The organism is Stenotrophomonas sp. SMYL41 (genome assembly GCF_036319965.1).
In the GTDB taxonomy this organism is placed as follows: Bacteria; Pseudomonadota; Gammaproteobacteria; order Xanthomonadales; family Xanthomonadaceae; genus Stenotrophomonas; species Stenotrophomonas maltophilia_R.
Genome location: NZ_JAWIRX010000008.1, coordinates 1 through 20771 on the forward strand (window position 1 = coordinate 1; position 20771 = coordinate 20771).

The 20771-nt window shown below is 68.1% G+C and carries 26 protein-coding genes; 20 read left to right on the forward strand and 6 right to left on the reverse strand.

Features of this window, described 5'->3' with window-relative positions; genetic code table 11:
• Positions 1–236: 236 nt before the first annotated feature.
• The 3 genes from hda to V3B30_RS10845 are packed head-to-tail and all read right to left on the reverse strand — an operon-like array spanning position 237 to position 3249.
• The gene (gene hda / locus V3B30_RS10835; RefSeq protein WP_100471525.1) at positions 237–944 is read right to left on the reverse strand and encodes a DnaA regulatory inactivator Hda; all 708 of its coding nucleotides are present in this window, start codon (positions 942–944) and stop codon (positions 237–239) included.
• Positions 944–2113: an AI-2E family transporter gene (locus V3B30_RS10840; protein ID WP_100471524.1), complete on the reverse strand. Its 1170-nt coding sequence runs from the start codon at positions 2111–2113 to the stop codon at positions 944–946. The genes hda and V3B30_RS10840 overlap by 1 nt, the downstream gene beginning before the upstream one ends.
• The gene (locus tag V3B30_RS10845) at positions 2110–3249 is read right to left on the reverse strand and encodes a DUF2066 domain-containing protein (RefSeq protein ID WP_100471523.1); all 1140 of its coding nucleotides are present in this window, start codon (positions 3247–3249) and stop codon (positions 2110–2112) included. Before V3B30_RS10845 ends, V3B30_RS10840 begins: the two co-directional genes overlap by 4 nt.
• A 99-nt stretch (positions 3250–3348) precedes the next feature.
• Here V3B30_RS10845 and purM point away from each other — a divergent pair, with 99 nt between their 5' ends.
• From purM to V3B30_RS10880, 7 genes are all read left to right on the forward strand, one after another.
• Positions 3349–4407 carry a phosphoribosylformylglycinamidine cyclo-ligase gene (gene purM, locus V3B30_RS10850; protein ID WP_100471522.1) on the forward strand — a complete coding sequence of 353 codons (1059 nt, stop codon included), beginning with the start codon at positions 3349–3351 and terminating at the stop codon, positions 4405–4407.
• Between the two features lie 21 nt (positions 4408–4428).
• Complete coding sequence (locus V3B30_RS10855; RefSeq protein WP_262083248.1) at positions 4429–4917, forward strand: hypothetical protein; 489 nt, start codon at positions 4429–4431, stop codon at positions 4915–4917.
• A complete protein-coding gene (locus V3B30_RS10860; RefSeq protein ID WP_100471520.1) occupies positions 4914–5336 on the forward strand; it encodes a hypothetical protein in 423 nt (140 codons plus the stop codon). Before V3B30_RS10855 ends, V3B30_RS10860 begins: the two co-directional genes overlap by 4 nt.
• A 40-nt stretch (positions 5337–5376) precedes the next feature.
• Positions 5377–6036 carry a DUF2238 domain-containing protein gene (locus V3B30_RS10865; protein WP_100471519.1) on the forward strand — a complete coding sequence of 220 codons (660 nt, stop codon included), beginning with the start codon at positions 5377–5379 and terminating at the stop codon, positions 6034–6036.
• On the forward strand, positions 6033–6692 hold the full coding sequence (gene purN / locus V3B30_RS10870; protein ID WP_262083247.1) for a phosphoribosylglycinamide formyltransferase: 660 nt from the start codon (positions 6033–6035) through the stop codon (positions 6690–6692). Before V3B30_RS10865 ends, purN begins: the two co-directional genes overlap by 4 nt.
• A 68-nt stretch (positions 6693–6760) precedes the next feature.
• Positions 6761–7582, forward strand: coding sequence for a DUF3108 domain-containing protein (locus V3B30_RS10875; protein ID WP_262083246.1), 822 nt, complete (start codon positions 6761–6763; stop codon positions 7580–7582).
• A 2-nt stretch (positions 7583–7584) separates the two neighbouring features.
• The gene (locus V3B30_RS10880; RefSeq protein WP_100471516.1) at positions 7585–8268 is read left to right on the forward strand and encodes a DUF3108 domain-containing protein; all 684 of its coding nucleotides are present in this window, start codon (positions 7585–7587) and stop codon (positions 8266–8268) included.
• 79 nt (positions 8269–8347) lie between these two features.
• On the opposite strand, the gene V3B30_RS10885 is transcribed toward V3B30_RS10880, so the two are convergent.
• The 3 genes from V3B30_RS10885 to V3B30_RS10895 are packed head-to-tail and all read right to left on the reverse strand — an operon-like array spanning position 8348 to position 10194.
• The gene (locus tag V3B30_RS10885) at positions 8348–8674 is read right to left on the reverse strand and encodes a hypothetical protein (RefSeq protein ID WP_100471515.1); all 327 of its coding nucleotides are present in this window, start codon (positions 8672–8674) and stop codon (positions 8348–8350) included.
• Positions 8671–9942 (reverse strand): UDP-N-acetylglucosamine 1-carboxyvinyltransferase, encoded by a 1272-nt coding sequence (gene murA, locus V3B30_RS10890; RefSeq protein WP_014646237.1) that lies wholly within the window; start codon positions 9940–9942, stop codon positions 8671–8673. The genes V3B30_RS10885 and murA overlap by 4 nt, the downstream gene beginning before the upstream one ends.
• Positions 9943–9963: 21 nt before the next feature.
• Positions 9964–10194, reverse strand: a complete 231-nt coding sequence (locus V3B30_RS10895) for a BolA family protein (protein ID WP_005408396.1) — start codon at positions 10192–10194, stop codon at positions 9964–9966.
• Between the two features lie 54 nt (positions 10195–10248).
• Here V3B30_RS10895 and V3B30_RS10900 point away from each other — a divergent pair, with 54 nt between their 5' ends.
• The 13 genes from V3B30_RS10900 (at position 10249) to ptsP (ending at position 20718) form a co-directional block, all read left to right on the forward strand.
• Positions 10249–11250 (forward strand): KpsF/GutQ family sugar-phosphate isomerase, encoded by a 1002-nt coding sequence (locus tag V3B30_RS10900; protein WP_100471513.1) that lies wholly within the window; start codon positions 10249–10251, stop codon positions 11248–11250.
• 67 nt (positions 11251–11317) lie between these two features.
• Positions 11318–11866, forward strand: coding sequence for an HAD hydrolase family protein (locus V3B30_RS10905; RefSeq protein WP_100471512.1), 549 nt, complete (start codon positions 11318–11320; stop codon positions 11864–11866).
• On the forward strand, positions 11863–12438 hold the full coding sequence (lptC, locus tag V3B30_RS10910; protein ID WP_100471511.1) for an LPS export ABC transporter periplasmic protein LptC: 576 nt from the start codon (positions 11863–11865) through the stop codon (positions 12436–12438). Before V3B30_RS10905 ends, lptC begins: the two co-directional genes overlap by 4 nt.
• 101 nt (positions 12439–12539) lie before the next feature.
• Positions 12540–13106, forward strand: a complete 567-nt coding sequence (lptA, locus tag V3B30_RS10915; RefSeq protein WP_100471510.1) for a lipopolysaccharide transport periplasmic protein LptA — start codon at positions 12540–12542, stop codon at positions 13104–13106.
• Positions 13106–13825, forward strand: a complete 720-nt coding sequence (lptB, locus tag V3B30_RS10920) for an LPS export ABC transporter ATP-binding protein (protein WP_005415558.1) — start codon at positions 13106–13108, stop codon at positions 13823–13825. Before lptA ends, lptB begins: the two co-directional genes overlap by 1 nt.
• Before the next feature lie 40 nt (positions 13826–13865).
• The gene (locus V3B30_RS10925) at positions 13866–15287 is read left to right on the forward strand and encodes an RNA polymerase factor sigma-54 (RefSeq protein ID WP_262083245.1); all 1422 of its coding nucleotides are present in this window, start codon (positions 13866–13868) and stop codon (positions 15285–15287) included.
• 58 nt (positions 15288–15345) lie between these two features.
• The gene (gene raiA / locus V3B30_RS10930) at positions 15346–15663 is read left to right on the forward strand and encodes a ribosome-associated translation inhibitor RaiA (protein WP_005415556.1); all 318 of its coding nucleotides are present in this window, start codon (positions 15346–15348) and stop codon (positions 15661–15663) included.
• Between the two features lie 21 nt (positions 15664–15684).
• Positions 15685–16137, forward strand: a complete 453-nt coding sequence (locus V3B30_RS10935) for a PTS sugar transporter subunit IIA (protein ID WP_100471508.1) — start codon at positions 15685–15687, stop codon at positions 16135–16137.
• Entirely contained in the window at positions 16134–17084 is a 951-nt protein-coding gene (gene hprK, locus V3B30_RS10940; protein WP_005408388.1) for an HPr(Ser) kinase/phosphatase, read from the forward strand. Before V3B30_RS10935 ends, hprK begins: the two co-directional genes overlap by 4 nt.
• A gap of 26 nt (positions 17085–17110) precedes the next feature.
• On the forward strand, positions 17111–17995 hold the full coding sequence (rapZ, locus tag V3B30_RS10945; protein WP_262083244.1) for an RNase adapter RapZ: 885 nt from the start codon (positions 17111–17113) through the stop codon (positions 17993–17995).
• Between the two features lie 296 nt (positions 17996–18291).
• Positions 18292–18684, forward strand: a complete 393-nt coding sequence (locus tag V3B30_RS10950) for a PTS fructose subfamily transporter subunit IIA (protein ID WP_014036239.1) — start codon at positions 18292–18294, stop codon at positions 18682–18684.
• A complete protein-coding gene (locus V3B30_RS10955; protein ID WP_005408385.1) occupies positions 18677–18946 on the forward strand; it encodes an HPr family phosphocarrier protein in 270 nt (89 codons plus the stop codon). The genes V3B30_RS10950 and V3B30_RS10955 overlap by 8 nt, the downstream gene beginning before the upstream one ends.
• Positions 18947–18948: 2 nt before the next feature.
• Positions 18949–20718, forward strand: a complete 1770-nt coding sequence (gene ptsP, locus V3B30_RS10960) for a phosphoenolpyruvate--protein phosphotransferase (RefSeq protein ID WP_262083243.1) — start codon at positions 18949–18951, stop codon at positions 20716–20718.
• Positions 20719–20771 lie beyond the last annotated feature (53 nt).

Genomic DNA, 20771 nt, shown 5'->3' on the forward strand with positions numbered 1-20771 from the left:
AGGGGGGGGGGGGGGGGGGGGGGGGGGGGGGGGGGGGGGGGGGGGGGGGGGGGGCGGGGGGGGGGGGGGGGGGGCCCGCCCCCCCCCCCCCCCCCGCCCCCCCCCGCCCCCCCCCCCCCCCCCCCCCCCCCCCCCCCCCCACCCCGCCATCCCACGGATAGCCCGCTTTTGACGTTGACGTTGACGTTGCCCTGGCTTCGGCGGGTACAGGGCGCAGCCTGCAAAGAAACCCATCCTCAGTAACGGGGCCGGCCTTCTTCCAGCACCTGGCGCAGGAACGGCACGGTGATCCGCCGCTTCGCCGCCAGCGACTCACGATCCAGCCAGTCCAGCAGGGTGATCAACCCACCCAGTTCACGACCGGTGTGCGACAGCAGCCACTCGATGGCCGCCTCGTCGATCGCCAGGCCGCGGCGCAGCGCGCGCTCGCGCAGCACTGCTGCTCGCCCTTCCTCATCCAGTGGCTGCAGCTGCACGCGCACGCACTGGCCCAGCCGCGAGCGCAGGTCCGGCAGCACCAGGCCCAGTTCGCCCGGCGCCTTCTGTGCCGTGTAGAGCACGGTCACGCCCGCAGCGCGCGCCCGGTTGTGGAAATCGAACAGCGCGATTTCGTCCTCGCGGTTGCCGGCGACCTCGTCCAGGCCGTCCAGCGCCACCAGTTCGCGCGCTTCCAGCCCGTCCAGCGCCGCGCGCACCCGGCCGGCGGCACTGGCCAGCGGCACGTAGGTTGGCAGTCGCCCGGCCTGCTCGGCGCTGGAGCACATCGCCAGCGCCTGGTGGGTCTTGCCCGTGCCCGCCGCACCTTCCAGGTAGACCCAATCGTGGCTGGCGCCGACCGCGATCGCGCGCAACTGCGCCAGCGCGCCGTCCGGCGCGCCGATGAAGGTTTCCAGGCGCTGGTCCCGCGGATAATGCAGGGCCAGCGGCAGTTGCGGCACACCCATCACTTCAGGTCGGGGCCCTTGTCGTCCGGAACGATGATATGGGGAGCGTCGACCACGCCATCAAGCACGATCGCCGGCTTTTCGCCCACGTACAGCTCGCTCTGGCGGTAACGCTGGTGGGCATAGCGCAGCAGCACGTTGGTCACCGCCGCCACCGGCAGCGCCAGCAGCATGCCGAGGAAGCCGAACAGCTGGCCGCCGGCCATCACCGCAAAGATCACCGCTACCGGGTGCAGGCCGATCTTGTCGCCAACGATGCGCGGGGTCAGCACGTAGCTTTCCAGCAGCTGGCCCACGGTGAACACCACGCCGACCAGCAGCAGCAACTTCAGGTCGAAGCCCTGCGCCTGCACCAGCGCGGCCACGATGGCCATCAGGATGCCGGTGGTCGCGCCCAGGTACGGGATGAAGCTGATCAAGCCGGCAATCAGGCCGATCAGCAGGCCCAGCTTGAGGCCGACCAGCGACAGGCCGCCGGCGTAGATCACGCCCAGCGCCAGCATCACCAGGAACTGGCCGCGGATGAACGCCCCCAGCACCTCGTTGGACTCGCGTGCCAGCGCGCTGATGGTGCCGATCTGGTTGCGCGGGATTACCGACGCGACCCGCTCGACCAGCTTGTCCCAGTCGCGCAGGAAGTAGAACGCCAGGATCGGCAGCAGCAGGATGTTGACCACCCAGGTCACCATCGCAAAGCCCGAGCGCGAGACGTAGCCCATGAACGTGGTGGCGAAGCCGCCGGCCTGCTGCCAGTGGCTGCGCACCCATTCGATCAGGCGGTCCGGATCCAGCCACTGCATCACTTCCAGGCCGGTCTTCTGCTCGAACCAGGGAATGCCCTTTTCCATCAGCCACGCCTGTGCCTGCGGCGCGACCGCAATCAGGGTGGTGATCTGGCGCTCGATCATCGGCACCAGCACCAGCAGCAGCGCCACGATCACCAGCACCATCGCCGCGAACACCAGCACCACGCCGGTCATGCGCGAGCGGCCGGTGGCCTCGATGCGGTCCACCAGCGGATCGCCCAGCCAGGCCAGCGCCAGCGCCAGCACGAACGGGGTCAGGATCGGCGCCAGCAGCCACACCACCCAGCCGATCAGGCCGGCGAACAGGATGTACTTCAGGCGGCGCAGGAACTGCGCGATTTCCGCTTCCGGGGTCAGGTTCATCGCAGGCGGTACTCGTTGCTGACCGGCGCAGCGACCGGGGCACCGGTGGTGTCGTCGATCGGCGTCGGCAGAGCCGGCAGCGGTGCGCTCGGCACCAGCACGCCGTTGTCGCCCAGCATGCGATTGAAGCCGGCCAGGCCGGTGGTCATCTCCAGGCTCAGTTCAAGCTGGCCGGCCGAAGCGTGCAGCGGGGTGACGTTGCGCACCACCGGCACCTCACGCAGGCCGGCGGCCAGGCGCAGGTAGTCGTCGGCACTGTTGATGCCGGTGACCACCACCCGGTAGGTCCCGGCCTGGCCGACGGCGGCGCCGGCCTTGGCATAGCGCTTGACCAGCGCATCGGCGGCACCATCGGCACCGGCCGCCATCGCGCGCATGGCGTTGGCGTCCTTGCTGGTCCACTTGTTCAGCTCACGACCGTTGTCGACGAACACCCAGTCCGCCTGCCAGCCGCCATTGGCGCGGTACAGCTTGCCGATCAGCTGCATCGGCGGCGAGTAGCGGGAGGAGGCGCGGGCCACGGCGGCGCTGTCCTGGCGCCAGATGGCACCGGCCAGTGCCTGTTCGGCGGCGCCACCGCTGGGCAGGCCCAGCTTGTAGCCGCGCTCGATGGCGCGGTTCAGCAACGGACGGGCGGCATTGGCCTGCTGCACGCTGACCAGGCGCGGGCCACTGCCGTCGTCGACGGCCAGCCACAGCACCGGCTTCGGTCGCGGCTGCGGCCACAGCGGCAGGCCCAGCGCCGATACCAGCGAATCGACGTCGTCCTCGCGGAAACGGGCCACCAGCAGGGTGCGGAAGCTCGGTGCGCCGCTGGCGCCCACGCTCTGGTCCTGCTTGTAGTCGTAGCTGGCCACGTAGTCCTTGGCATTGCGCAGCGCTTGTACCACGCCGGGGCGTGACATCACGTTGCGGTCGCCGGACAGCTTGCCCAGCACCACGCTCAGGGCACGGGCCAGGGCACCGTTGCGATCGGCTTCGGCCTGGCTGTTGACGGGCACTTCGGCCTCGTAGGCACCCGAGGCGGTGGCAACATCTCCCTCGGTGCGCAGGCCGCTCTGGGCCATCGTGGCCATCGGCAGGCTCAGTGCAAGGAGCAGGGTCAGAATCAGGCTGCGGCGCATCAGGACATCCATTGGCTCGACGAATCCGGGGGAATTGTTGCCCGAATACGGCCTTTGCGCCAATGCGGCCTGTTAAAATCGCTCGTTCAACCCCTGCCAGCGCCGACGCCCGTGACCAACACCCCGTCTTCCGCCCCCTCCCCCCTCACCTACCGTGACGCGGGTGTCGACATCGACGCCGGCAACGAGCTGGTCGAGCGGATCAAGCCCCTGGTCAAGCGCAGCTTCCGCCCGGAAGTGATGGGCGGCCTGGGCGGTTTCGGCGCCCTGTTCGACCTGTCCAACAAGTACCGCGAGCCGGTGCTGGTGTCGGGTACCGATGGCGTGGGTACCAAGCTGAAGCTGGCCCATCAGCTGAACCGCCACGATACGATCGGCATCGACCTGGTCGCCATGTGCGTGAACGACGTGCTGGTGCAGGGCGCCGAGCCGCTGTTCTTCCTGGATTACTTCGCCACCGGCAAGCTGGACATCGACACCGCCGCGGCGGTCGTGGGCGGCATCGCCAACGGCTGCACCGAGGCCGGCTGCGCGCTGATCGGCGGCGAAACCGCTGAAATGCCCGACATGTACGCCCCGGGCGAGTACGACCTGGCCGGCTTCACGGTCGCTGCGGTCGAGAAGAGCGAGCTGAAGGACGGCGCCAGCGTGGCCGCCGGCGACGTGCTGATCGGCATTGCCTCGTCCGGTCCGCATTCCAATGGCTACTCGCTGGTGCGCCGCATCTACGACCGTGCCGGCCGCCCGGCCGAGCTGGAACTGGAAGGCGGCGTGAAGCTGGTCGATGCGCTGATGGCACCGACCCGCCTGTACGTGAAGCCGATCCTGTCGCTGCTGAAGTCGCACGGCGAAGCCATCCACGGCATGGCCCACATCACCGGTGGCGGCCTGACCGAGAACATCATCCGCGTAGTGCCAGACGGCCTCGGCCTGGACATCCAGGCCTCGTCCTGGACCCTGCCGCCGGTGTTCCAGTGGCTGCAGAAGGAAGGCGCCGTGGCCGACAGCGAGATGTGGCGTACCTTCAACTGCGGCATCGGCTTCGTGCTGATCGTGGCAGCGGACCAGGTCGCCGCGGTGAGCGAGGCGGTCAAGGCACAAGGCCTGGAACACTGGACCATCGGCCAGGTGGTCACCGCTGAAGGCGCCGAGCGCGTCCACATCGGCTGAACCCGGCCCCGAGGAGCCCGCATGGACGCAACGCCCCCCCTGACACCCGCCCCCGTGCCGCCGCCAACGACGGTGGCACCGGCGTTCAGCAGCCAGGATGCTGACCATCTGCGCATGCTGTCGATTGCGCACTACGTGGTCGGTGGCCTGATCGCGCTGTTCTCGATGATCTTCATCGTCCACATCGTGCTGGGCATCACCGCCCTCAACGGCAATCTGCCGATGAATTCCGGCGGCCAACCCTCGTCGCCGGCCGAACAGCGCCTGTTCGGCTGGATGTTCACCCTCATCGGCTGCGTCATCGTGTTCGGTGGCGTGACCCTGGGCGCGTTCGTCGCCTATGCCGGCCGCTGCCTGGCGCGCCGCCGCCGCTACCTGCTGTGCCTGATCATGGCTGGCCTGGCCTGCCTGTTCACGCCGATCGGTACCGTGCTGGGGGTGTTCAGCCTGATCACGCTGCTGCGCCCGCAGGTCAAGGCCGCGTTCGACACCGCCGGTACCGCGGCATGACGAGCCCGGGCACGCCTCCGCCGCTGCCGCAGCAGTCGCTTGCGCAGCTGCAGCTGGCCAGCCACCTGCAGACGCTGAAGGTGCTGTTCTACGCGCTGGCGGTTTTCCACTGGGTAGCTGCGCTGGCCTTCCTCGGTTTCATCGGCCTGGTCGCCAGCTCGCGCGGGCTGGACGATGGCGCAGTGCTGGCCACGGTGTACGGCGCCGTTTCAGTGCTGGCTGCCGTGCTGGGCTTCGTGCAGCTGCACACCGCGCGCCTGCTGTCGCGTCGCACCGGGCTGGCCTGGTGCCAGCGCACGGCCTGGCTGGCGGTGCTGGCCGGCCCGTTGGGCATGGCCCTGACCGCCTATGCCTGGGTGTTCCTGTCCAAGCCCGACATGGCCGTGCTGTTTGACCGCGGCGACCACCTCAGTGTCTGAGCCTGCAGGCAGACGACCGCCCCCTTCTGATCGACCCGACATGTCCTCGCCTGCCATCGCCGCCCCCGTTGCTGCCAGCACTCATCGCTTTTCACTACCGAAGAAGCTGGCCTTCGCCGCCGTGCTGGCGGTGTTCGCGATCAGCTGGATCCACCCGCTGTGGCCCACCGAACAGGCCCTGCACAGCACCCTGACCGTGATCGGCCTGGCCGCATTGCTGTGGATCGACCGCCGCGGCTGGATGGGCAACGGCGCCTTCATCGCGATCTGCGGCTTCATCGCGCTGCATTGCGTGGCGGCGCGCTGGCTGTACTCGAACGTGCCTTACGACGCGTGGGCGCAGGCGCTGACCGGCTGGTCGCCCAATGCGGCGTTCGGCTGGCAGCGCAATCATTTCGACCGCCTCATCCACTTCCTGTTCGGCGTCTGTTTCACGCCGGCACTGCTGCAGCTGGCACGCCATGCGTGGCCGGCGCTGCGCCGCGGCCAGGCCTTCAGCCTGGCGGTGATGACGGTGATGTGCGCCAGCCTGGTCTACGAGTGGTTCGAGTGGGCCATCGCGCTTGCCCTGTCGCCGGATGCCGCCGAGGCCTACAACGGGCAGCAGGGCGACATGTGGGATGCACACGCCGACATGCTGATGGCCACCGTGGGCAGCCTGCTGACCTGGCCGCTGGTCCGCCGGAGTACCCAGCAATGACCGCGCCCACCCGCATTGCCGTGCTTGCCTCCGGCCGCGGCAGCAACCTGCAGGCCATCCTCGATGCCATCGCCGACGGCCGCCTGCCCGCCGAGGTGGTCGGCGTGTTCTCCGACCGCCCGTCCGCCGCCGCGCTGCAGCGGGTCGGCGCCAGCCTGCGCTGGGCGCATGCACCGAAAGAATTCGATGACCGCGCCGCCTACGAGCAGGCCTTGGGCGATGCACTGGCCGCGGTCGCGCCGGATTTGATCGTCTGCGCCGGCTACATGCGCATTCTCGGCGCCGCCTTCGTGCAGCGCTTCAATGGCCGGCTGGTCAACATCCACCCCTCCCTGCTACCGCTGCACAAGGGGCTGGACACGCATGCGCGGGCGCTGCACGCCGGCGATGCGGAGCATGGGGCCAGCGTGCACCTGGTGGTGCCCGAGCTGGATGCCGGCGCCGTGCTGGCCCAGGCGCGGGTGCCGGTACTGCCCGGCGATGACGCGAACAGCCTGGCTGCACGCGTGCTGGCGGTGGAGCACCCCCTGCTGATCGCCACCCTGCAGCTGCTGTGCGCCGGCCGCCTGGCTGAACGGGAGGGCCAGCCGCAACTGGATGGTCACCCCCTGTTTAGCCCACTGGTCCTAGATTCCGCCGGGAACCTGAACCGGTAACGCCCACGCACACGCCCCGCTGACTGCGGGGCTGGCATCCTGCCCCCCTCCTGCAGCTCCTGTCCTCCATGAAGACCACGACCCTGCTGTCCACTTCATTGCTGCTGTCGCTTGCCGTGCTTCCCGGCGTGGGTTGGGGCCAGGCACAGGCGCCCGCCGCCCCGCCGGCGCCGGTGCCAGCGGTGCAGCCGCCGGCCGAAACGACGGCCCCGGCCCTGCCGGCATTGGCGTGGGAGCCGCCGCCGCTGCAGCCGTTCAGCGCTACCTACCAGGCCTTCTACAAGGGCAAGGAAGCGGGCGATGCCAGCATGCAGGTCACCCACACCGGCGGCAGCCAGTGGCGGGTGGACATGCAGGTGGTCGGCCGCCGCGGCTTCGCCAGCGTGCTGGGCCTGAACATCGAACAGAGCACGGTGTTCGAAGAGCGCGGTGGCACCTATGCACCGCTCAGCCAGAGCACGGTGCGCAAGGGCCTGTTCCTCGGCAAGAAGGCGGTCGGCACGTACAACTGGCAGGCCGGCACCGCGCAGTGGAGCGGCGACGTCAAGAAGGAACGCGCGCAGCCGATCCCGCTGCAGGCGGGCGACCAGAGCGCACTGCTGATCAACCTGGCGATCATGCGCGATGCCCGCCCCGGTGCCACCATGCACTACCGCTACGTGGACATGGGCAAGGTCCGCCAGCACGACTACCAGGCCGCGCCGCAGACCGAGAACGTCGAGGTCGGCGACCTGTCCTACAACGCGCTGCGGGTCTACCGGACCAACGGCGGCAACAACGAAACCATCCTCTGGATCGCCAACGGTGTCCCCACCCCGGTGCGCATCCTGCAACGCGAAGACGGCGAAGACCGCGTGGATCTGCGCCTGATCGAATACCAAGGAGTCTGAGCATGAGCACCCTGACCCGCCCCCTCACCTGGATCGCCGCGGCCGCGCTGTCCGTGGCCAGCCTGCCGGCCATGGCGCTGCAGCCGTTCAAGGCCGATTACCTGGCCAGCTACATGGGCATGCAGGCCAACGGCACCATGACCCTGGCCAGCGAAGGCAGCAACAAGTGGCGCTACAGCCTGCAGGTGAAGAACCAGCTGGCCGACCTCAGCCAGAGCACCGTGTTCGAGGAAGTGCGTGGCCAGCTGCGCCCGCTCAGCAGCCAGGACCGTTCGGCGCTGCTGGTGAAGAAGCGCAACGTGCAGGCCAACTACAACTGGACCAGCAACCAGGCCACCTGGACCGGCGACATCAAGCCGGACCGCGCCGGCCCGATCGCACTGAAGGCCGGTGACATGGATGCACTGCTGATCAACCTGGCAATCGCCCGTGACCTGGCCGCAGGCAAGCCGCTGACCTACCGCATGGTCGACGAAGGCCGCATCAAGAACATGACCTACCGCGTGATCGGCAAGGAATCGATCACCGTGGGCGGCAAGAGCTATGAAGCCACCAAGGTCTCGCGCGCCGACGGCAACAAGGAACTGATCGCCTGGATCGTGCCGGAGTTCCCGGTGCCGGCGCGCATGCTGCAGCGTGAGAGCGGCCGCGATGCGCTGGACCTGACCATCAAGGCGATGAACTGAGCGCCCGGGGTCAGAGCCCTTTCCGTCGGAAAGGGATCCGACCCCGCGAAAAGGAACGCCCGCTTTCGCGGGCGTTTTCTTATTTCTTCGCTTCGGCCGGTTTCTCTTCGGCCGCCTTGAACTCGGTGCGGCAGTCGACGCGGATCTGTTCACCCGTGCTGCGCCAGACGAAGGTTCGGCAATGGCGGTTGCCGTCCTGGCTGTCGTTCACCGCAACCGCATGGAACGACTCGATGATTTCGTCGCGCGAAACGGTGCCATCGCCGTTCCAGTCCATGTCCTTCTGCTCGATGCCCTGGGTGATGGCGATGTTGGCGTACCAGGCATAGCCCAGCCACGCCAGCACGATCAGCACCAGCGCCAGCAGCGCCTTGCGGCGCGGGCTGAACTTGCCGCGCAGGATCATGGCACGCGCCGGATGGTGGCACCGAGCGAAGACAGCTTCTCTTCGATGTTCTCGTAGCCACGATCAAGGTGGTAGATGCGGTCGATGGTGGTCTCGCCGCTGGCCATCAGGCCGGCCAGGATCAGCGAGGCCGAAGCACGCAGGTCGGTAGCCATTACCGGCGCACCGCTCAGGTGCTCGCTGCCGCGCACGATGGCGGTGTGGCCTTCAACCTGGATGTCCGCGCCCAGGCGCAGCAGTTCGTTGACGTGCATGAAACGGTTCTCGAAGATCGTTTCATTGATCACGCCCACGCCGTCGGCCACGCAGTTGAGCGCCATGAACTGCGCCTGCATGTCGGTCGGAAACGCCGGGTACGGCGCGGTGGTCAGGTTGACCGCCTTCGGCCGCTTGCCCTGCATGTCCAGGGTGATGGTGTCGTCGGTGGTCTCGATCTTCGCACCGGCTTCGACCAGCTTGGACAGCACTGCATCCATGGTGTTCGGGCGCGCACGATTGACCGTAACCTTGCCACCGGTCATCGCCGCGGCCACCAGGAAGGTGCCGGTTTCGATGCGGTCGGGCAGCACTTCGTGGCGCCCACCGGACAGGCGCTCGACGCCTTCGATGACCAGGCGGGCAGTGCCCAGGCCTTCGATCTTCGCACCCAGCGCGATCAGGCAATGCGCCAGATCGGTCACTTCCGGTTCCATCGCGCAGTTGTCGAGGATGGTGGTGCCTTCGGCCAGCACCGCGCCCATCAGCACGTTCTCGGTGCCGGTGACGCTGACCATGTCGAAGGTGAAATGGCCGCCCTTCAGGCGCTTGGCGGTGGCCTTGATGAAGCCGTTCTCGACCACGATCTCGGCGCCCAGGGCCTGCAGGCCCTTGATGTGCTGGTCGACCGGACGCGAACCGATCGCGCAGCCGCCAGGCAGCGACACTTCCGCCGCGCCGAAGCGGGCCAGCAGCGGGCCCAGCACCAGGATCGAGGCGCGCATGGTCTTGACCAGCTCGTACGGTGCCACGTGCTGGTTGACCGGACGCGGGTCGACCACGATCGCGCTGCCGCGCGACAGCGTGCCCTGGTCGATGGTGACCTTGGCGCCCAGTTCGCCCAGCAGCTTCACCGTGGTGACCACGTCGTGCAGGTGCGGCACGTTGGTGATCTCCACCGGCGCATCAGCCAGCAGGGTCGCGCAGAGAATGGGGAGGACGGCGTTCTTGGCGCCGGAGATGCTCACTTCACCGTGCAGCGCAGCGCCGCCGGTCACAACGATCTTGGCCATGTATTCGGGATCTTCTGCGGTTCAGCCGGCTTCGGCCGGGGTCACGGTTTTCAGCGCCAGCGCGTGGATCGCGCCGCCCATCAGGTCGCCCAGGGTGGCATAGACCATCCGGTGGCGGGCCAGCGGCATCTTGCCGGCAAAGGCCTCGCAGACCACGGTCGCTTCGAAATGCACGCCATCATCGCCCTGCACGTCGGCGCGGGCGCCGGGCAGGCCGGTTTCGATCAGGTTGCGGATGGTGTCGGCGTCCAACGGGCTTTCCTAATAAAATGTGCCTCCATTCTACTTCCGCTGCGTGGCGTCCGCATGGCCGAGTCCCTCCTGCCCCCCCGTTCCGTCGACCCTGCCAGCCTGGTCGCCAGTGGCCGCCGCGTCTTCGAGATCGAACAGCAGGCACTGGATGCCGTGGCCGACCGCCTTGGCGAGGCTTTCCAGCAGGCCTGCCAGGCGATACTGGCCAGCCGTGGCCGGGTGGTCGCCACCGGCATGGGGAAGTCCGGGCATATCGCCCGCAAGATCGCCGCCACCCTGGCCTCCACCGGCACGCCGGCGTTCTACGTCCACCCCGGCGAAGCCGGCCACGGCGACCTGGGCATGATCACCGAGGACGACGTGGTGCTGGCTCTGTCCTATTCGGGTGAATCGGATGAGGTGCTGATGCTGCTGCCGGTGCTCAAGCGCCAGGGCAACGTGCTGATTTCCATGACCGGCCGCCCGCAGTCGAGCCTGGCCACCGCCGCCGACATCCACCTGGACGTCAGCGTGCCGGCCGAGGCCTGCCCGCTGGCGCTCGCGCCGACCTCCAGCACCACCGCCTCGCTGGCGATGGGCGATGCGCTGGCCGTGGCCCTGCTCGATGCACGCGGCTTCACCGCCGACGACTTCGCCCGCTCGCACCCGGCCGGCAGCCTCGGCCGCCGCCTGCTGCTGCACATCACCGACGTCATGCACACCGGCGAGGACCTGCCCAGCGTGGGTGCCGATGCCAGCCTCAGCGAGGCCCTGATGGAAATGAGCCGCAAACGCCTGGGCATGACCGCCGTGGTCGACGACGGCGGCGTGCTGATCGGCCTGTTCACCGACGGCGACCTGCGCCGGGCGCTGGACAGTGCGCTGGACGTACGGACCGCGAAGATCGCCGATGTGATGACCCGCAACCCGCGCACCATCGGCGCCGATCAGCTGGCCGTGGAGGCCGCCCGGCTGATGGAAACCCACAAGATCACCGGCCTGATCGTGGTCGACGGCCAGGGCCGCGCGGTCGGCGCCCTGAACATTCATGACCTGTTGCGGGCCCGGGTGGTTTAACCGACAGTCCGTAGACCCCATTCAGTCTGTACCGCCCCAACCCGAACCCATCGAGCCTGCCACCCTGATGCCCTGGTCCCCCCTGCCCGCCTTCCCCGCCCATCTGCATGCCGCCGCGGCCCGTGTCCGCCTGGCCTGCTTCGACGTGGACGGCACCCTCACCGACGGTCAGCTGTACTACGACAAGGACGGCAACGAGAGCAAGGCGTACTTCGTGCAGGATGGCCTGGGCCTGAAACTGCTGCAACAGCACGGCATCCATCCCGTGCTGATCACTGCGCGCAACAGCCAGTCCGCGCTCAGGCGCGGCGCCGACCTCGGCATCGACACCCAGATCGCCGTGGGCGACAAGCTGGCCAGCGTGCAGGCACTGTGCGCGCAGCACGGCGTCGGCCTGGAGCAGGTGGCCTTCATGGGCGACGACCTGCCGGACCTGGCGCCGCTGGGCGCGGTCGGCCTGGCGGTGGCACCGGCCAACGCCCACCCGTGGATCGCCGAGCGCGTGCACTGGCAGACCCGCGCCAATGGCGGGCGTGGCGCCGCGCGCGAGCTGTGCGACATCCTGCTGGCCGCCCAGGGCCACGTGGACGCGGTCCTTGCGAGGTTCGGCGCATGAACCTGCCGACCCTGAACTGGCGCACCCTGCTCGGAATCGGCCTGCTGCTGGCGGCCCTGCTCAGCAGCTGGGCCGCCCTGCGCAACCGCGACAAGGCGCCGGCCAGTGCCGGCCAGGACGCCGGCGTGGACTACATCCTGCACGACTTCCAGATCGTCGCCCTGGATGAGCACGGCAAGGAATCGACCACCCTGCGCGCCCCGTTGCTGGAGCGCCAGCGTGGCGACCAGACCATCAACATCGCCACGCCGCTGTTCGAGATGCCGGACAAGGATGGCAAGCACTGGACCCTGCGCGCCGAGACCGGCTGGCTCAGCGCCAAGGGCGACGAGATGAAGCTGCGCGGCAACGTCGCCGGCGACAGCCCGGCCGACCCGGGCGTAGTGCCGACCACCTTCCGCACCGACCACCTGGACGTGTTCCCGAAAGAGAACCGTGCCCGCACCGATGCACTGGTCACCATGACCCGCCCCGGCATGGAACAGTCCGGCGTTGGCTTCGAGGTGGATTCGAAGAACAACACGTATCATTTCCTCAGCCAGTCCAAGGGCCGCTACACGCCCCGACGCTGATTCCGCCGCCCTCCTGCGACGTCCCCGGACAGGCGCAAGGCAGGCAGCCCACCCACCCGCCCCCGGCTTCCCGGGCGGCCCCACCGGTAGAACGGACCCCGATGAAGATTCCCTTTGCAGCCGTACTCGCGCTCGGCCTGCTTGTTCCCAGCGCTGCCTTTGCCAAGTCCACCGACCGCAACGAGAACATGAACATCGACTCCGGCGCCCAGTCGGGCGTGCTCACCGGCGATGGCAAGACCGTGCTTTCGCAGGGCGTGACCGTCACCCAGGGCTCGCTGGACATCCGCTCGTCCGAAGCCGAGATCTACCTGAAGGATGGCGAGGCCGTGCGAGCGGTGTTCATCGGCAAGCAGGCGACGATGAAGCAGCAGCTCGACGATGGCACCTGGATGGACGCGGTGGCTGATCGCATCGACTACGACATCAAGACCGAAATCATCACCCTGACCGGTAACTACAAGGTCACCAGCGCGCGCGGCACCAATGCCGGCCAGCGCATGGTCTACAACACCCGCAGCGGCGAGATGAACTCCGGCGGCGACGGCAGTCGCGTGCGCACCGTCATCCCGCCGAAAAACAAGAATCCGGCGGCACAGCCGGCTGCCACGCCCAAGGCGGCGGCGCCGGCCAGCACGCCGGCCAAGCCGGCCGGGAGCAAGAAGTAATGCTCGTCGCCAAGGGCCTGCGCAAGCGCTACAAGCAGCGCGAAGTCGTCAAGGACTTCGGGCTGACCCTCGACGCTGGCGAAGTGGTGGGCCTGCTCGGCCCCAACGGCGCCGGCAAGACCACCTGCTTCTACATGATCGTCGGCCTGGTCGCCGCCGATGCCGGCAGCATCGTGCTCGACGGCAAGGACATCACCAGCGACCCGATGTACACCCGTGCCAAACAGGGCGTGGGCTACCTGCCGCAGGAACCGTCGGTGTTCCGCAAGCTGACCGTGGCCGACAACCTGCGCCTGGTACTGGAGCTGCGCGAAGACCTGGATTCGGCCGGCCGCGAACGCGAATTGAACAGCCTGCTCGACGAACTGCAGCTGGGCCATGTTGCCGACCAGCTCGGCGCCAGCCTGTCCGGTGGCGAACGTCGTCGCTGCGAGATCGCCCGCGCACTGGCCGCACAGCCGCGCCTGATCCTGCTCGACGAACCGTTTGCCGGTGTCGATCCGATCTCGGTGGGTGAAATCCAGCGCATCGTCACCCATCTCAAGCAGCGTGGCATCGGCGTGCTGATCACCGACCACAACGTGCGCGAGACCTTGGGAATCTGCGACCGCGCGTATATTCTCGCCGAGGGCACCGTGCTGGCCCAGGGCTCGCCCGAGGCGATCCTGGACAACGCCGACGTACGTCGCGTCTACCTTGGGGATTCCTTCAAGCTGTGACCGCAGGCGCCGGGTCCCTTTCCTTCCGTTCGGCACAGGCATGAAGACTCGGCTGCAGACATCGTTGGGACAGCACCTGGTGCTCACGCCCCAGCTGCAGCAGGCGATCAAGCTGCTGCAGATGTCCACGACCGAGCTGGAGCTTGAAATCGCCCTGGCCGTGGAAAGCAATCCGCTGCTGGACTGGGCCGACAGCAACGACAGCAGTGCCGCCAATGAAGGCAGCGACAGCGCGGATGCCGACGCGCCCGCCGAACGCACCGACAACGGCGACGACTGGGCGCCGGCCGAACTCGATTGGAGTGCCGCCGGCAGTGGCGGCAGCTTCGACGATGACGATGACACCGGCAGTGCCGCCGAGCGCGTGGCCGAAACCGAAACGCTGGCCGACCACCTGCTGTGGCAGCTGCACCTGTCGCACCTTTCCACGCATGACCGCAGCATCGGCGCTGCACTGATCGATGCGCTGGACGACGACGGCTACCTGCGCGAACCGCTGGCCACCATCGCCGATACCCTGCTGCCGGCAGTCCATGCCGATGAGGATGAAATCCTCGCGGTGCTGCACCGTATCCAGCGTTTCGACCCGGTCGGCGTTGCCGCGCGCACGCTTGGCGAATGCCTGCAGCTGCAGCTGGACGTGCTGCCTGACGACACGCCGGGGCTGGCACTGGCGCGACAGATCGCCGCAGGCCCGCTGGAACGGCTGCCGCGCAGTGGCGTCGCCGGGCTGGCCCATGAACTGAAGCAGCCCCTGGACGAGGTCGACACGGCGGTCGCCCTGCTGCGCTCGCTGGACCCGCGCCCGGGTACGCAGATCGCACCGCTTTCGCAGGACACCTACGTGGTGCCCGATGTCGTGGTGTGGCGGCAGAACGGCATCTGGCGCGCGGCGCTGGCCGGCCATGCCGGACCGAAGGTGGTGATCCACCGCGGTTACGAGCAGCTGATCCGCCGCTGTGGCGAGGCCGACGCCGGCTACCTGCGCGCCCAGCTGCAGGAGGCGCGCTGGCTGCTGAAGGGCCTGCAGCAGCGCGGCGAAACCTTGCTGCGGGTGGTGCGCAGCCTGATCCTGCAACAGGCCGGCTTCCTCGAATTCGGTGAACAGGCGCTGCGCCCGTTGACCCTGCGCGAGATCGCCGCCGAGCTGGGCCTGCACGAATCCACGGTGTCGCGTGCGATCGCCCGCAAGCACGTACGTACGCCGCGCGGCACCCTGCCGCTGCGCGCCTTCTTCGCCTCGGGCATCGATACCGACGGCGGTGGCGAGGCGTCCAGCACGGCCATCCAGGCGATGATCCGGCGCCTGATCGACGATGAGAACCCGCGCAAGCCGCTTTCTGACGCCAAGCTGGCTGAGCTGCTCAAATCGTCGGGAATCCCAGTAGCGCGACGCACCGTGGCGAAGTATCGTGAAGCCATGAACATCTCCGCCTCGCACGAAAGGGTCAGAATCGCTTGACGCGCCGCCGCACCCGGCGGAGAGGTTCATTGGCACATCCGAACACAGGAGAAACCCGATGCGCATCGAAACGTTTGGCAAAGACGTCGAAGTCACCCCGGCCCTGCAGTCCTATGTAGAGGAGAAGCTGGCCCGGATCGGAAAACACTTCGACCAGCACTGCGAAGCGCGGGTGACCCTCAAGCTGCAGAAGACCGAACACCACGTCGACGCCAGCCTCAACATTCCGGGGCAGACCCTGCACGCCGAGGCCGGCGGCCAGACCATGTATGCCGCGATCGACCTGCTTGCGGACAAGCTTGACCGCCTGGTGATCAAGCACAAGGAGAAAAAACAGCAGCACGCACCGCTGCCGGTGGGCGACAATGGTGGCTGATTGCCACCGTTCCCCGCAGACATGCCCCTGACTGACCTCCTGGCGGCCGTGCAGACCCAGCTCTGCACGGCCACCGACCGTGACAGCGTCCTGCAGGCCGCCGCCGGGTTGCTGGCCTGCCGCCAGGCCAACGCCGAACAGATCTATCTGAACCTGTGCCAGCGCGAAGCGCTGGGCAGCACCGCGATCGGCCACGGTATCGCCATCCCCCACGGCCGCGCGCCGACCCTGGACCGCCCACGTGGCGCGCTGCTGCGGCTGGCCACCCCGGTCGACTTCGGCGGCGACGAGCCGGTGGACCTGGTGTTCGCGATGGCCGTCCCCGCCCACTACACCCACCAGCACCTGATGCTGCTGTCCGAGTTGGCCGAACTGTTCTCGGCACCGGACATCCGCCTGGCCCTGCGCGAAGCGGGCGACGCCCGGGCCCTGCGCGAGGCGCTGGACATGACCCCGCCTGCGAGTGCCGCATGAATACCAGCATCACCGCCCGTGAACTGTTCGAACAGCAGCGCGAGCGGCTGGGGCTGCGCTGGGCCGCCGGCAAATCCGGCGAGAAGCGCGAGCTGGAGGCCGGCAACACGGTCTCGCGGCGTCCCTCGCTGGCCGGCTACCTCAATGCCATCTATCCCAACAAGGTGCAGATCCTGGGCACCGAGGAACTGTCCTGGCTGGATGCGCTGGAACCGCGCCAGCGGTGGGAGACCATCGAAAAGATCATGCAGTCGCATCCGCTGGCGCTGGTGCTGACCCGCAACCAGGCGTGCCCGGAAGACCTGCGCGCCGCCGCCGATGAATCCGGTACCCCCCTGTGGCTGTCGCCCAAGCGCGGCCACGAACTGCTCAACCACCTGTCCTACCACCTGGCGCGCACGCTGGCGCCGCGGGTGATCCTGCATGGCGTGTTCATGGAGATCTATTCCATCGGCGTGCTGATCACCGGCGAGGCCGGGTCGGGCAAGAGCGAGCTGGCGCTGGAACTGCTCAGCCGCGGCCACCGCCTGGTCGCCGACGACGCCCCCGAATTCACCCAGATCGCCCCGGACGTGCTCGACGGCACCTGCCCGGAACTGCTGCAGGACCTGCTGGAAGTGCGCGGCCTGGGCGTGCTGAACGTGCGCGAGATGTTCGGCGACACGGCTGTAAAGAAGAACAAGTACCTTCGGCTGATCGTCCACCTGACCAAGCCGATGACCGAACCCACCCCGCATGGCTACGAGCGCCTGACCGGCGACTCGGGTACCCGCCATGTGCTGGACCTGGACGTTCCGCTGATCACCCTGCCGGTGATGCCCGGTCGCAACCTGGCCGTGCTGACCGAGGCCGCGACCCGCCTGCACATCCTGCGCACCAAGGGCATTGACCCGGCAGCGATGTTCATCGCCCGCCACAGCAACCTGCTGGAACGGCGAACACCCTGATTCCCCGCCCTTCGAAGAGCTTGTCCATGAGCACCGTCACCCCCTCCGCCCCGACCCTGATCATCGTCAGCGGCCTGTCCGGCTCGGGTAAATCCGTCGCCCTGAAGACCTTCGAGGACCAGGACTACTACTGCTCGGACAACCTGCCGATCCACCTGCTACCGGACTTCGTGCGCAGCCTGCTGGCCAACCACGACGGCAGCGCGCCGCGCCGGCTGGCGGTGGGCATCGACGTGCGCGGCCAGGCCGACCTGAGCCAGCTGGGCGACTGGCGGAAGCTGGCCACCGATGCCGGCGTGCAAGTGAAGGTGCTGTTCTTCGAGGCCAACGACGAAACGGTGCTCAAGCGCTACGCCGATACCCGTCGTCGCCATCCGCTGAGCCAGCTGGGGTTGTCACTGCCCGAAGCGATCGCCCGCGAACGTGAATTGACTGCCCCGCTGCGACGCGAGGCCGATGCGGTGATCGACACCAGTACGCTCAACGTGCACCAGCTGCGGCGGCGGATCATCACCGAGTTCGCGCTGGACCACGCCACTCGTCTGTCGCTCCTGTTCGAATCGTTCGCCTACAAGCGCGGCGTACCGGCCGAGGCGGACTTCGTGTTCGACGCCCGCGTGCTGCCCAATCCGCACTGGGACCCGGACCTGCGCGCACTCAGCGGCCGCGAGCCCGGCGTGCGCGACTACCTGGAAGCGCAGCCGGACGTGCAGCGCTACCTGGCCCAGCTGATGGATTTCCTCGATACCTGGTTGCCGAAACTGGGCGATGGCACCCGCAGCTATGTGACCGTGGCATTCGGCTGCACCGGCGGCAAGCATCGTTCGGTGTTCCTGGCCGAACGCATGGCGCGGCATGCCCGCGAGAAGGGCTGGGAAGACGTGGCCACCTACCACCGCGAACAGGATTGAGGGGGTCGGCCGGGCTGCGCCCGGCACCCGCTGGTAGTGCCGGCCGCTGGTCGGCAACAGCAAAAGCGGCTTCCGTGGGAGGGCAGTGCGGTGTGCTGTTGGTGAGTGTCGACCTTGGTCGACACAGTAGATCCACGCCATGCGTGGATGACTCTCTGCCGGGCATCGAAAAACGGATGGGGTCGGATCCCTTTTCCAGGGGAAAAGGGCTCTGATCCCGGTAACGCTGAATACGGGACACAGTGCCCCTCATCTGCTGCTATCGCCGATTCACCTTGACCTGTTAACGTGCAGTAATGACCTGTGGCATTCTCCTCGTAACACATCCTGGGGTCGGGACCGCCCTGCTTGACGTGGCGACCCGGCTCCTGCGGCAGTTGCCGCTGAAAACCGAAGCTTTCGAAGTACCGTTCGACGCAGACCTGGACGCCCTGCTCCCGCTCGCCTCGGCCGCCCTGCGGCGGGTCGACAGCGGCGAAGGCGTGCTGATCCTGACCGACCTGTACGGCGCCAGCCCCGCCAACCTTGCCGGGCAGCTGGCCCGGCTGGGGACCCCGGTTCGCCGGGTGTCGGCGCTGAGCCTGCCGATGTTGCTGCGGGTGATGAATTATCCGGAACAGGGACTGGATCAACTGCCCGCCACAGCCGCGGCGGGTACCCGTAATGGAGCGATAGTCGACGATGCTTGAACGAGAACTCACCGTCAGCAACCGCCTGGGCCTGCATGCCCGGGCCACCGCCAAGCTGGTGCAGACCCTGGCGCCGTTCCGCTGCAACGTGACCATGGCCGCCAAGGGCCGTGAGATCAACGCCAAGAGCATCATGGGCGTGATGCTGCTGGCCGCCGGCCAGGGCACCCCGGTCACCGTGCGCATCAACGGCGAAGATGAAGCCGCCGCGATGGAAGCGGTGGTCGGCCTGTTCGAACGCCGCTTCGACGAGGACAGCTGAGCGTGCCACGCGCACGCGCCGGCCAGGTCCCTTCCGGCCAGCGGCCGGTACAACTGCTGGCCGGGCACGGTGCTGCCCGCGGCGCGGCAATGGGCCGGGCCCGCGTACGCCTGCCGCATGCCCTGGAAGTGGCCGAGCAACGTATTGCCGTCCACCAGGTCGAGGCCGAGCTGGCCCGCCTGCACCGTGCGGTGGATGCGGCACGTACGGAAATGCACGAACTGCGGCAGCGGCTGCAGGGTGCACTGAACCATGAAGTGGGCGAGTTCCTCGACCTGCATGCCCTGCTGCTTGATGACCCCGAACTGCTGTTGGGGCTGGACGAGCTGATCCGCAGCGGCCCGTACAGCGCCGGCTATGCGCTGCGCCTGCAGCGTGACCGGCTGGCCAAGGTCTTCGATGGCATGGACGATGCCTACCTGAAGAGCCGCATGGACGATCTCGACCATGTGATCAGCCGCATCCACGCCTTCCTGCAACCCGAACGCCCTCAGGTGATGAAGGGCCTGGCCGGTGAAATCCTGGTCTGCGACAACATCGCTCCGTCCGAACTGGCGCAGCTGCAGGCACAGGGGGTGGTCGGCATCGTCACCGCCGCCGGCAGCGCGCTGTCGCACAGCGCGATCCTGGCCCGCAGCCTGCACCTGCCCTTGATCGTCAACGTGCCGCAGCTGCTCAGCCGCATCGCTGACGGCGACGTGCTGATCATCGACGGTGCCGACGGCAGCATCACCGCCAACCCGTTGGCAGACAACCTGCGTGACTACCGCGCGCGCCTGAAGGAACACGCGCGCGAGCAGCGCGAGCTTGGTCGCCTGCGCAGCAAGCCCAGCCGTACCCGCGACCAGGTCGACATCGCCCTGCTGGCCAATGCCGAATCGCTGGAGGACGTCACCCACGCGCATGCGCTGGGTGCTCAAGGGCTGGGCCTGTACCGCACCGAGTTCCTGTTCCTGCAGCGCAACGAACTGCCGGACGAAGAAGAACAGTTCCAGACCTACCGCGATGCCGCGCTGGGCATGACCGGCCGGCCGGTGACCATCCGCACGCTCGACCTGGGTGCGGACAAGGCCGATCGCACCGGCCTGACCCTGAGCAACGAAGAGAACCCGGCATTGGGCCTGCGCGGTGTGCGCCTGTCGCTGGCACGGCCCAAGGTGGCCGACACCCAGCTGCGCGCGATCCTGCGCGCCTCGGCCTACGGCAAGCTGCGCGTGCTGGTGCCGATGGTCAGCACCCGCGAGGAACTGCTGGCGGTGCGCCGGCGCATGCTCAAGCTGGGCGAACAGCTGCGCGGCGAAGGCCACATGGTGTCCGAGCACGTGCCGCTGGGCGCGATGATCGAAGTACCGGCCGCGGCGCTGGCGCTGGAGAGTTTCATCGATCTGGTCGATTTCCTGTCGATCGGCACCAATGACCTGGTGCAGTACCTGCTGGCCGCCGACCGCAACAACGAGGCACTGGGTGAGTTGTATTCACCGTTGCACCCGGCAGTGCTGCGGCTGTTGCAGATGGTGATCGAGACCGGCGCACGCCACCGCGTCCCGGTGGCGGTCTGCGGCGAGATGGCCGGTGATGCGCGGATGACCCCGCTGCTGCTGGCCCTGGGCCTGAGCGAGTTCAGCCTGCATCCCGGTACGTTGCTGGAGGTGCGCCGCGCGATCCGCGAAGCCGACCTGGGTGCGCTGCGCGCCCGTGCGCCGAAGCTGCTGGCCGCGCGCGACCGCCGCGCCATCGAGCGCTGGCTGGCGCTGGTGGCCGATACGCCCTGACCGCGGCCGGGGTATCCGGTGAAACATCCCCTTGCGATAATGACGCGCTGAAC

Coding starts and splice junctions, on each gene's coding strand:
- hda (WP_100471525.1), bottom strand. CDS start 944: ATGGGTGTGCCGCAACTGCCGCTGGCCCTGCATTATCCGCGGGACCAG.
- V3B30_RS10840 (WP_100471524.1), bottom strand. CDS start 2,113: ATGAACCTGACCCCGGAAGCGGAAATCGCGCAGTTCCTGCGCCGCCTG.
- V3B30_RS10845 (WP_100471523.1), bottom strand. CDS start 3,249: ATGGATGTCCTGATGCGCCGCAGCCTGATTCTGACCCTGCTCCTTGCA.
- V3B30_RS10855 (WP_262083248.1), top strand. CDS start 4,429: ATGGACGCAACGCCCCCCCTGACACCCGCCCCCGTGCCGCCGCCAACG.
- V3B30_RS10860 (WP_100471520.1), top strand. CDS start 4,914: ATGACGAGCCCGGGCACGCCTCCGCCGCTGCCGCAGCAGTCGCTTGCG.
- V3B30_RS10865 (WP_100471519.1), top strand. CDS start 5,377: ATGTCCTCGCCTGCCATCGCCGCCCCCGTTGCTGCCAGCACTCATCGC.
- purN (WP_262083247.1), top strand. CDS start 6,033: ATGACCGCGCCCACCCGCATTGCCGTGCTTGCCTCCGGCCGCGGCAGC.
- V3B30_RS10875 (WP_262083246.1), top strand. CDS start 6,761: ATGAAGACCACGACCCTGCTGTCCACTTCATTGCTGCTGTCGCTTGCC.
- V3B30_RS10880 (WP_100471516.1), top strand. CDS start 7,585: ATGAGCACCCTGACCCGCCCCCTCACCTGGATCGCCGCGGCCGCGCTG.
- V3B30_RS10885 (WP_100471515.1), bottom strand. CDS start 8,674: ATGATCCTGCGCGGCAAGTTCAGCCCGCGCCGCAAGGCGCTGCTGGCG.
- murA (WP_014646237.1), bottom strand. CDS start 9,942: ATGGCCAAGATCGTTGTGACCGGCGGCGCTGCGCTGCACGGTGAAGTG.
- V3B30_RS10900 (WP_100471513.1), top strand. CDS start 10,249: ATGGCCGAGTCCCTCCTGCCCCCCCGTTCCGTCGACCCTGCCAGCCTG.
- V3B30_RS10905 (WP_100471512.1), top strand. CDS start 11,318: ATGCCCTGGTCCCCCCTGCCCGCCTTCCCCGCCCATCTGCATGCCGCC.
- lptC (WP_100471511.1), top strand. CDS start 11,863: ATGAACCTGCCGACCCTGAACTGGCGCACCCTGCTCGGAATCGGCCTG.
- lptA (WP_100471510.1), top strand. CDS start 12,540: ATGAAGATTCCCTTTGCAGCCGTACTCGCGCTCGGCCTGCTTGTTCCC.
- lptB (WP_005415558.1), top strand. CDS start 13,106: ATGCTCGTCGCCAAGGGCCTGCGCAAGCGCTACAAGCAGCGCGAAGTC.
- V3B30_RS10925 (WP_262083245.1), top strand. CDS start 13,866: ATGAAGACTCGGCTGCAGACATCGTTGGGACAGCACCTGGTGCTCACG.
- raiA (WP_005415556.1), top strand. CDS start 15,346: ATGCGCATCGAAACGTTTGGCAAAGACGTCGAAGTCACCCCGGCCCTG.
- V3B30_RS10935 (WP_100471508.1), top strand. CDS start 15,685: ATGCCCCTGACTGACCTCCTGGCGGCCGTGCAGACCCAGCTCTGCACG.
- hprK (WP_005408388.1), top strand. CDS start 16,134: ATGAATACCAGCATCACCGCCCGTGAACTGTTCGAACAGCAGCGCGAG.
- rapZ (WP_262083244.1), top strand. CDS start 17,111: ATGAGCACCGTCACCCCCTCCGCCCCGACCCTGATCATCGTCAGCGGC.
- V3B30_RS10950 (WP_014036239.1), top strand. CDS start 18,292: ATGACCTGTGGCATTCTCCTCGTAACACATCCTGGGGTCGGGACCGCC.
- V3B30_RS10955 (WP_005408385.1), top strand. CDS start 18,677: ATGCTTGAACGAGAACTCACCGTCAGCAACCGCCTGGGCCTGCATGCC.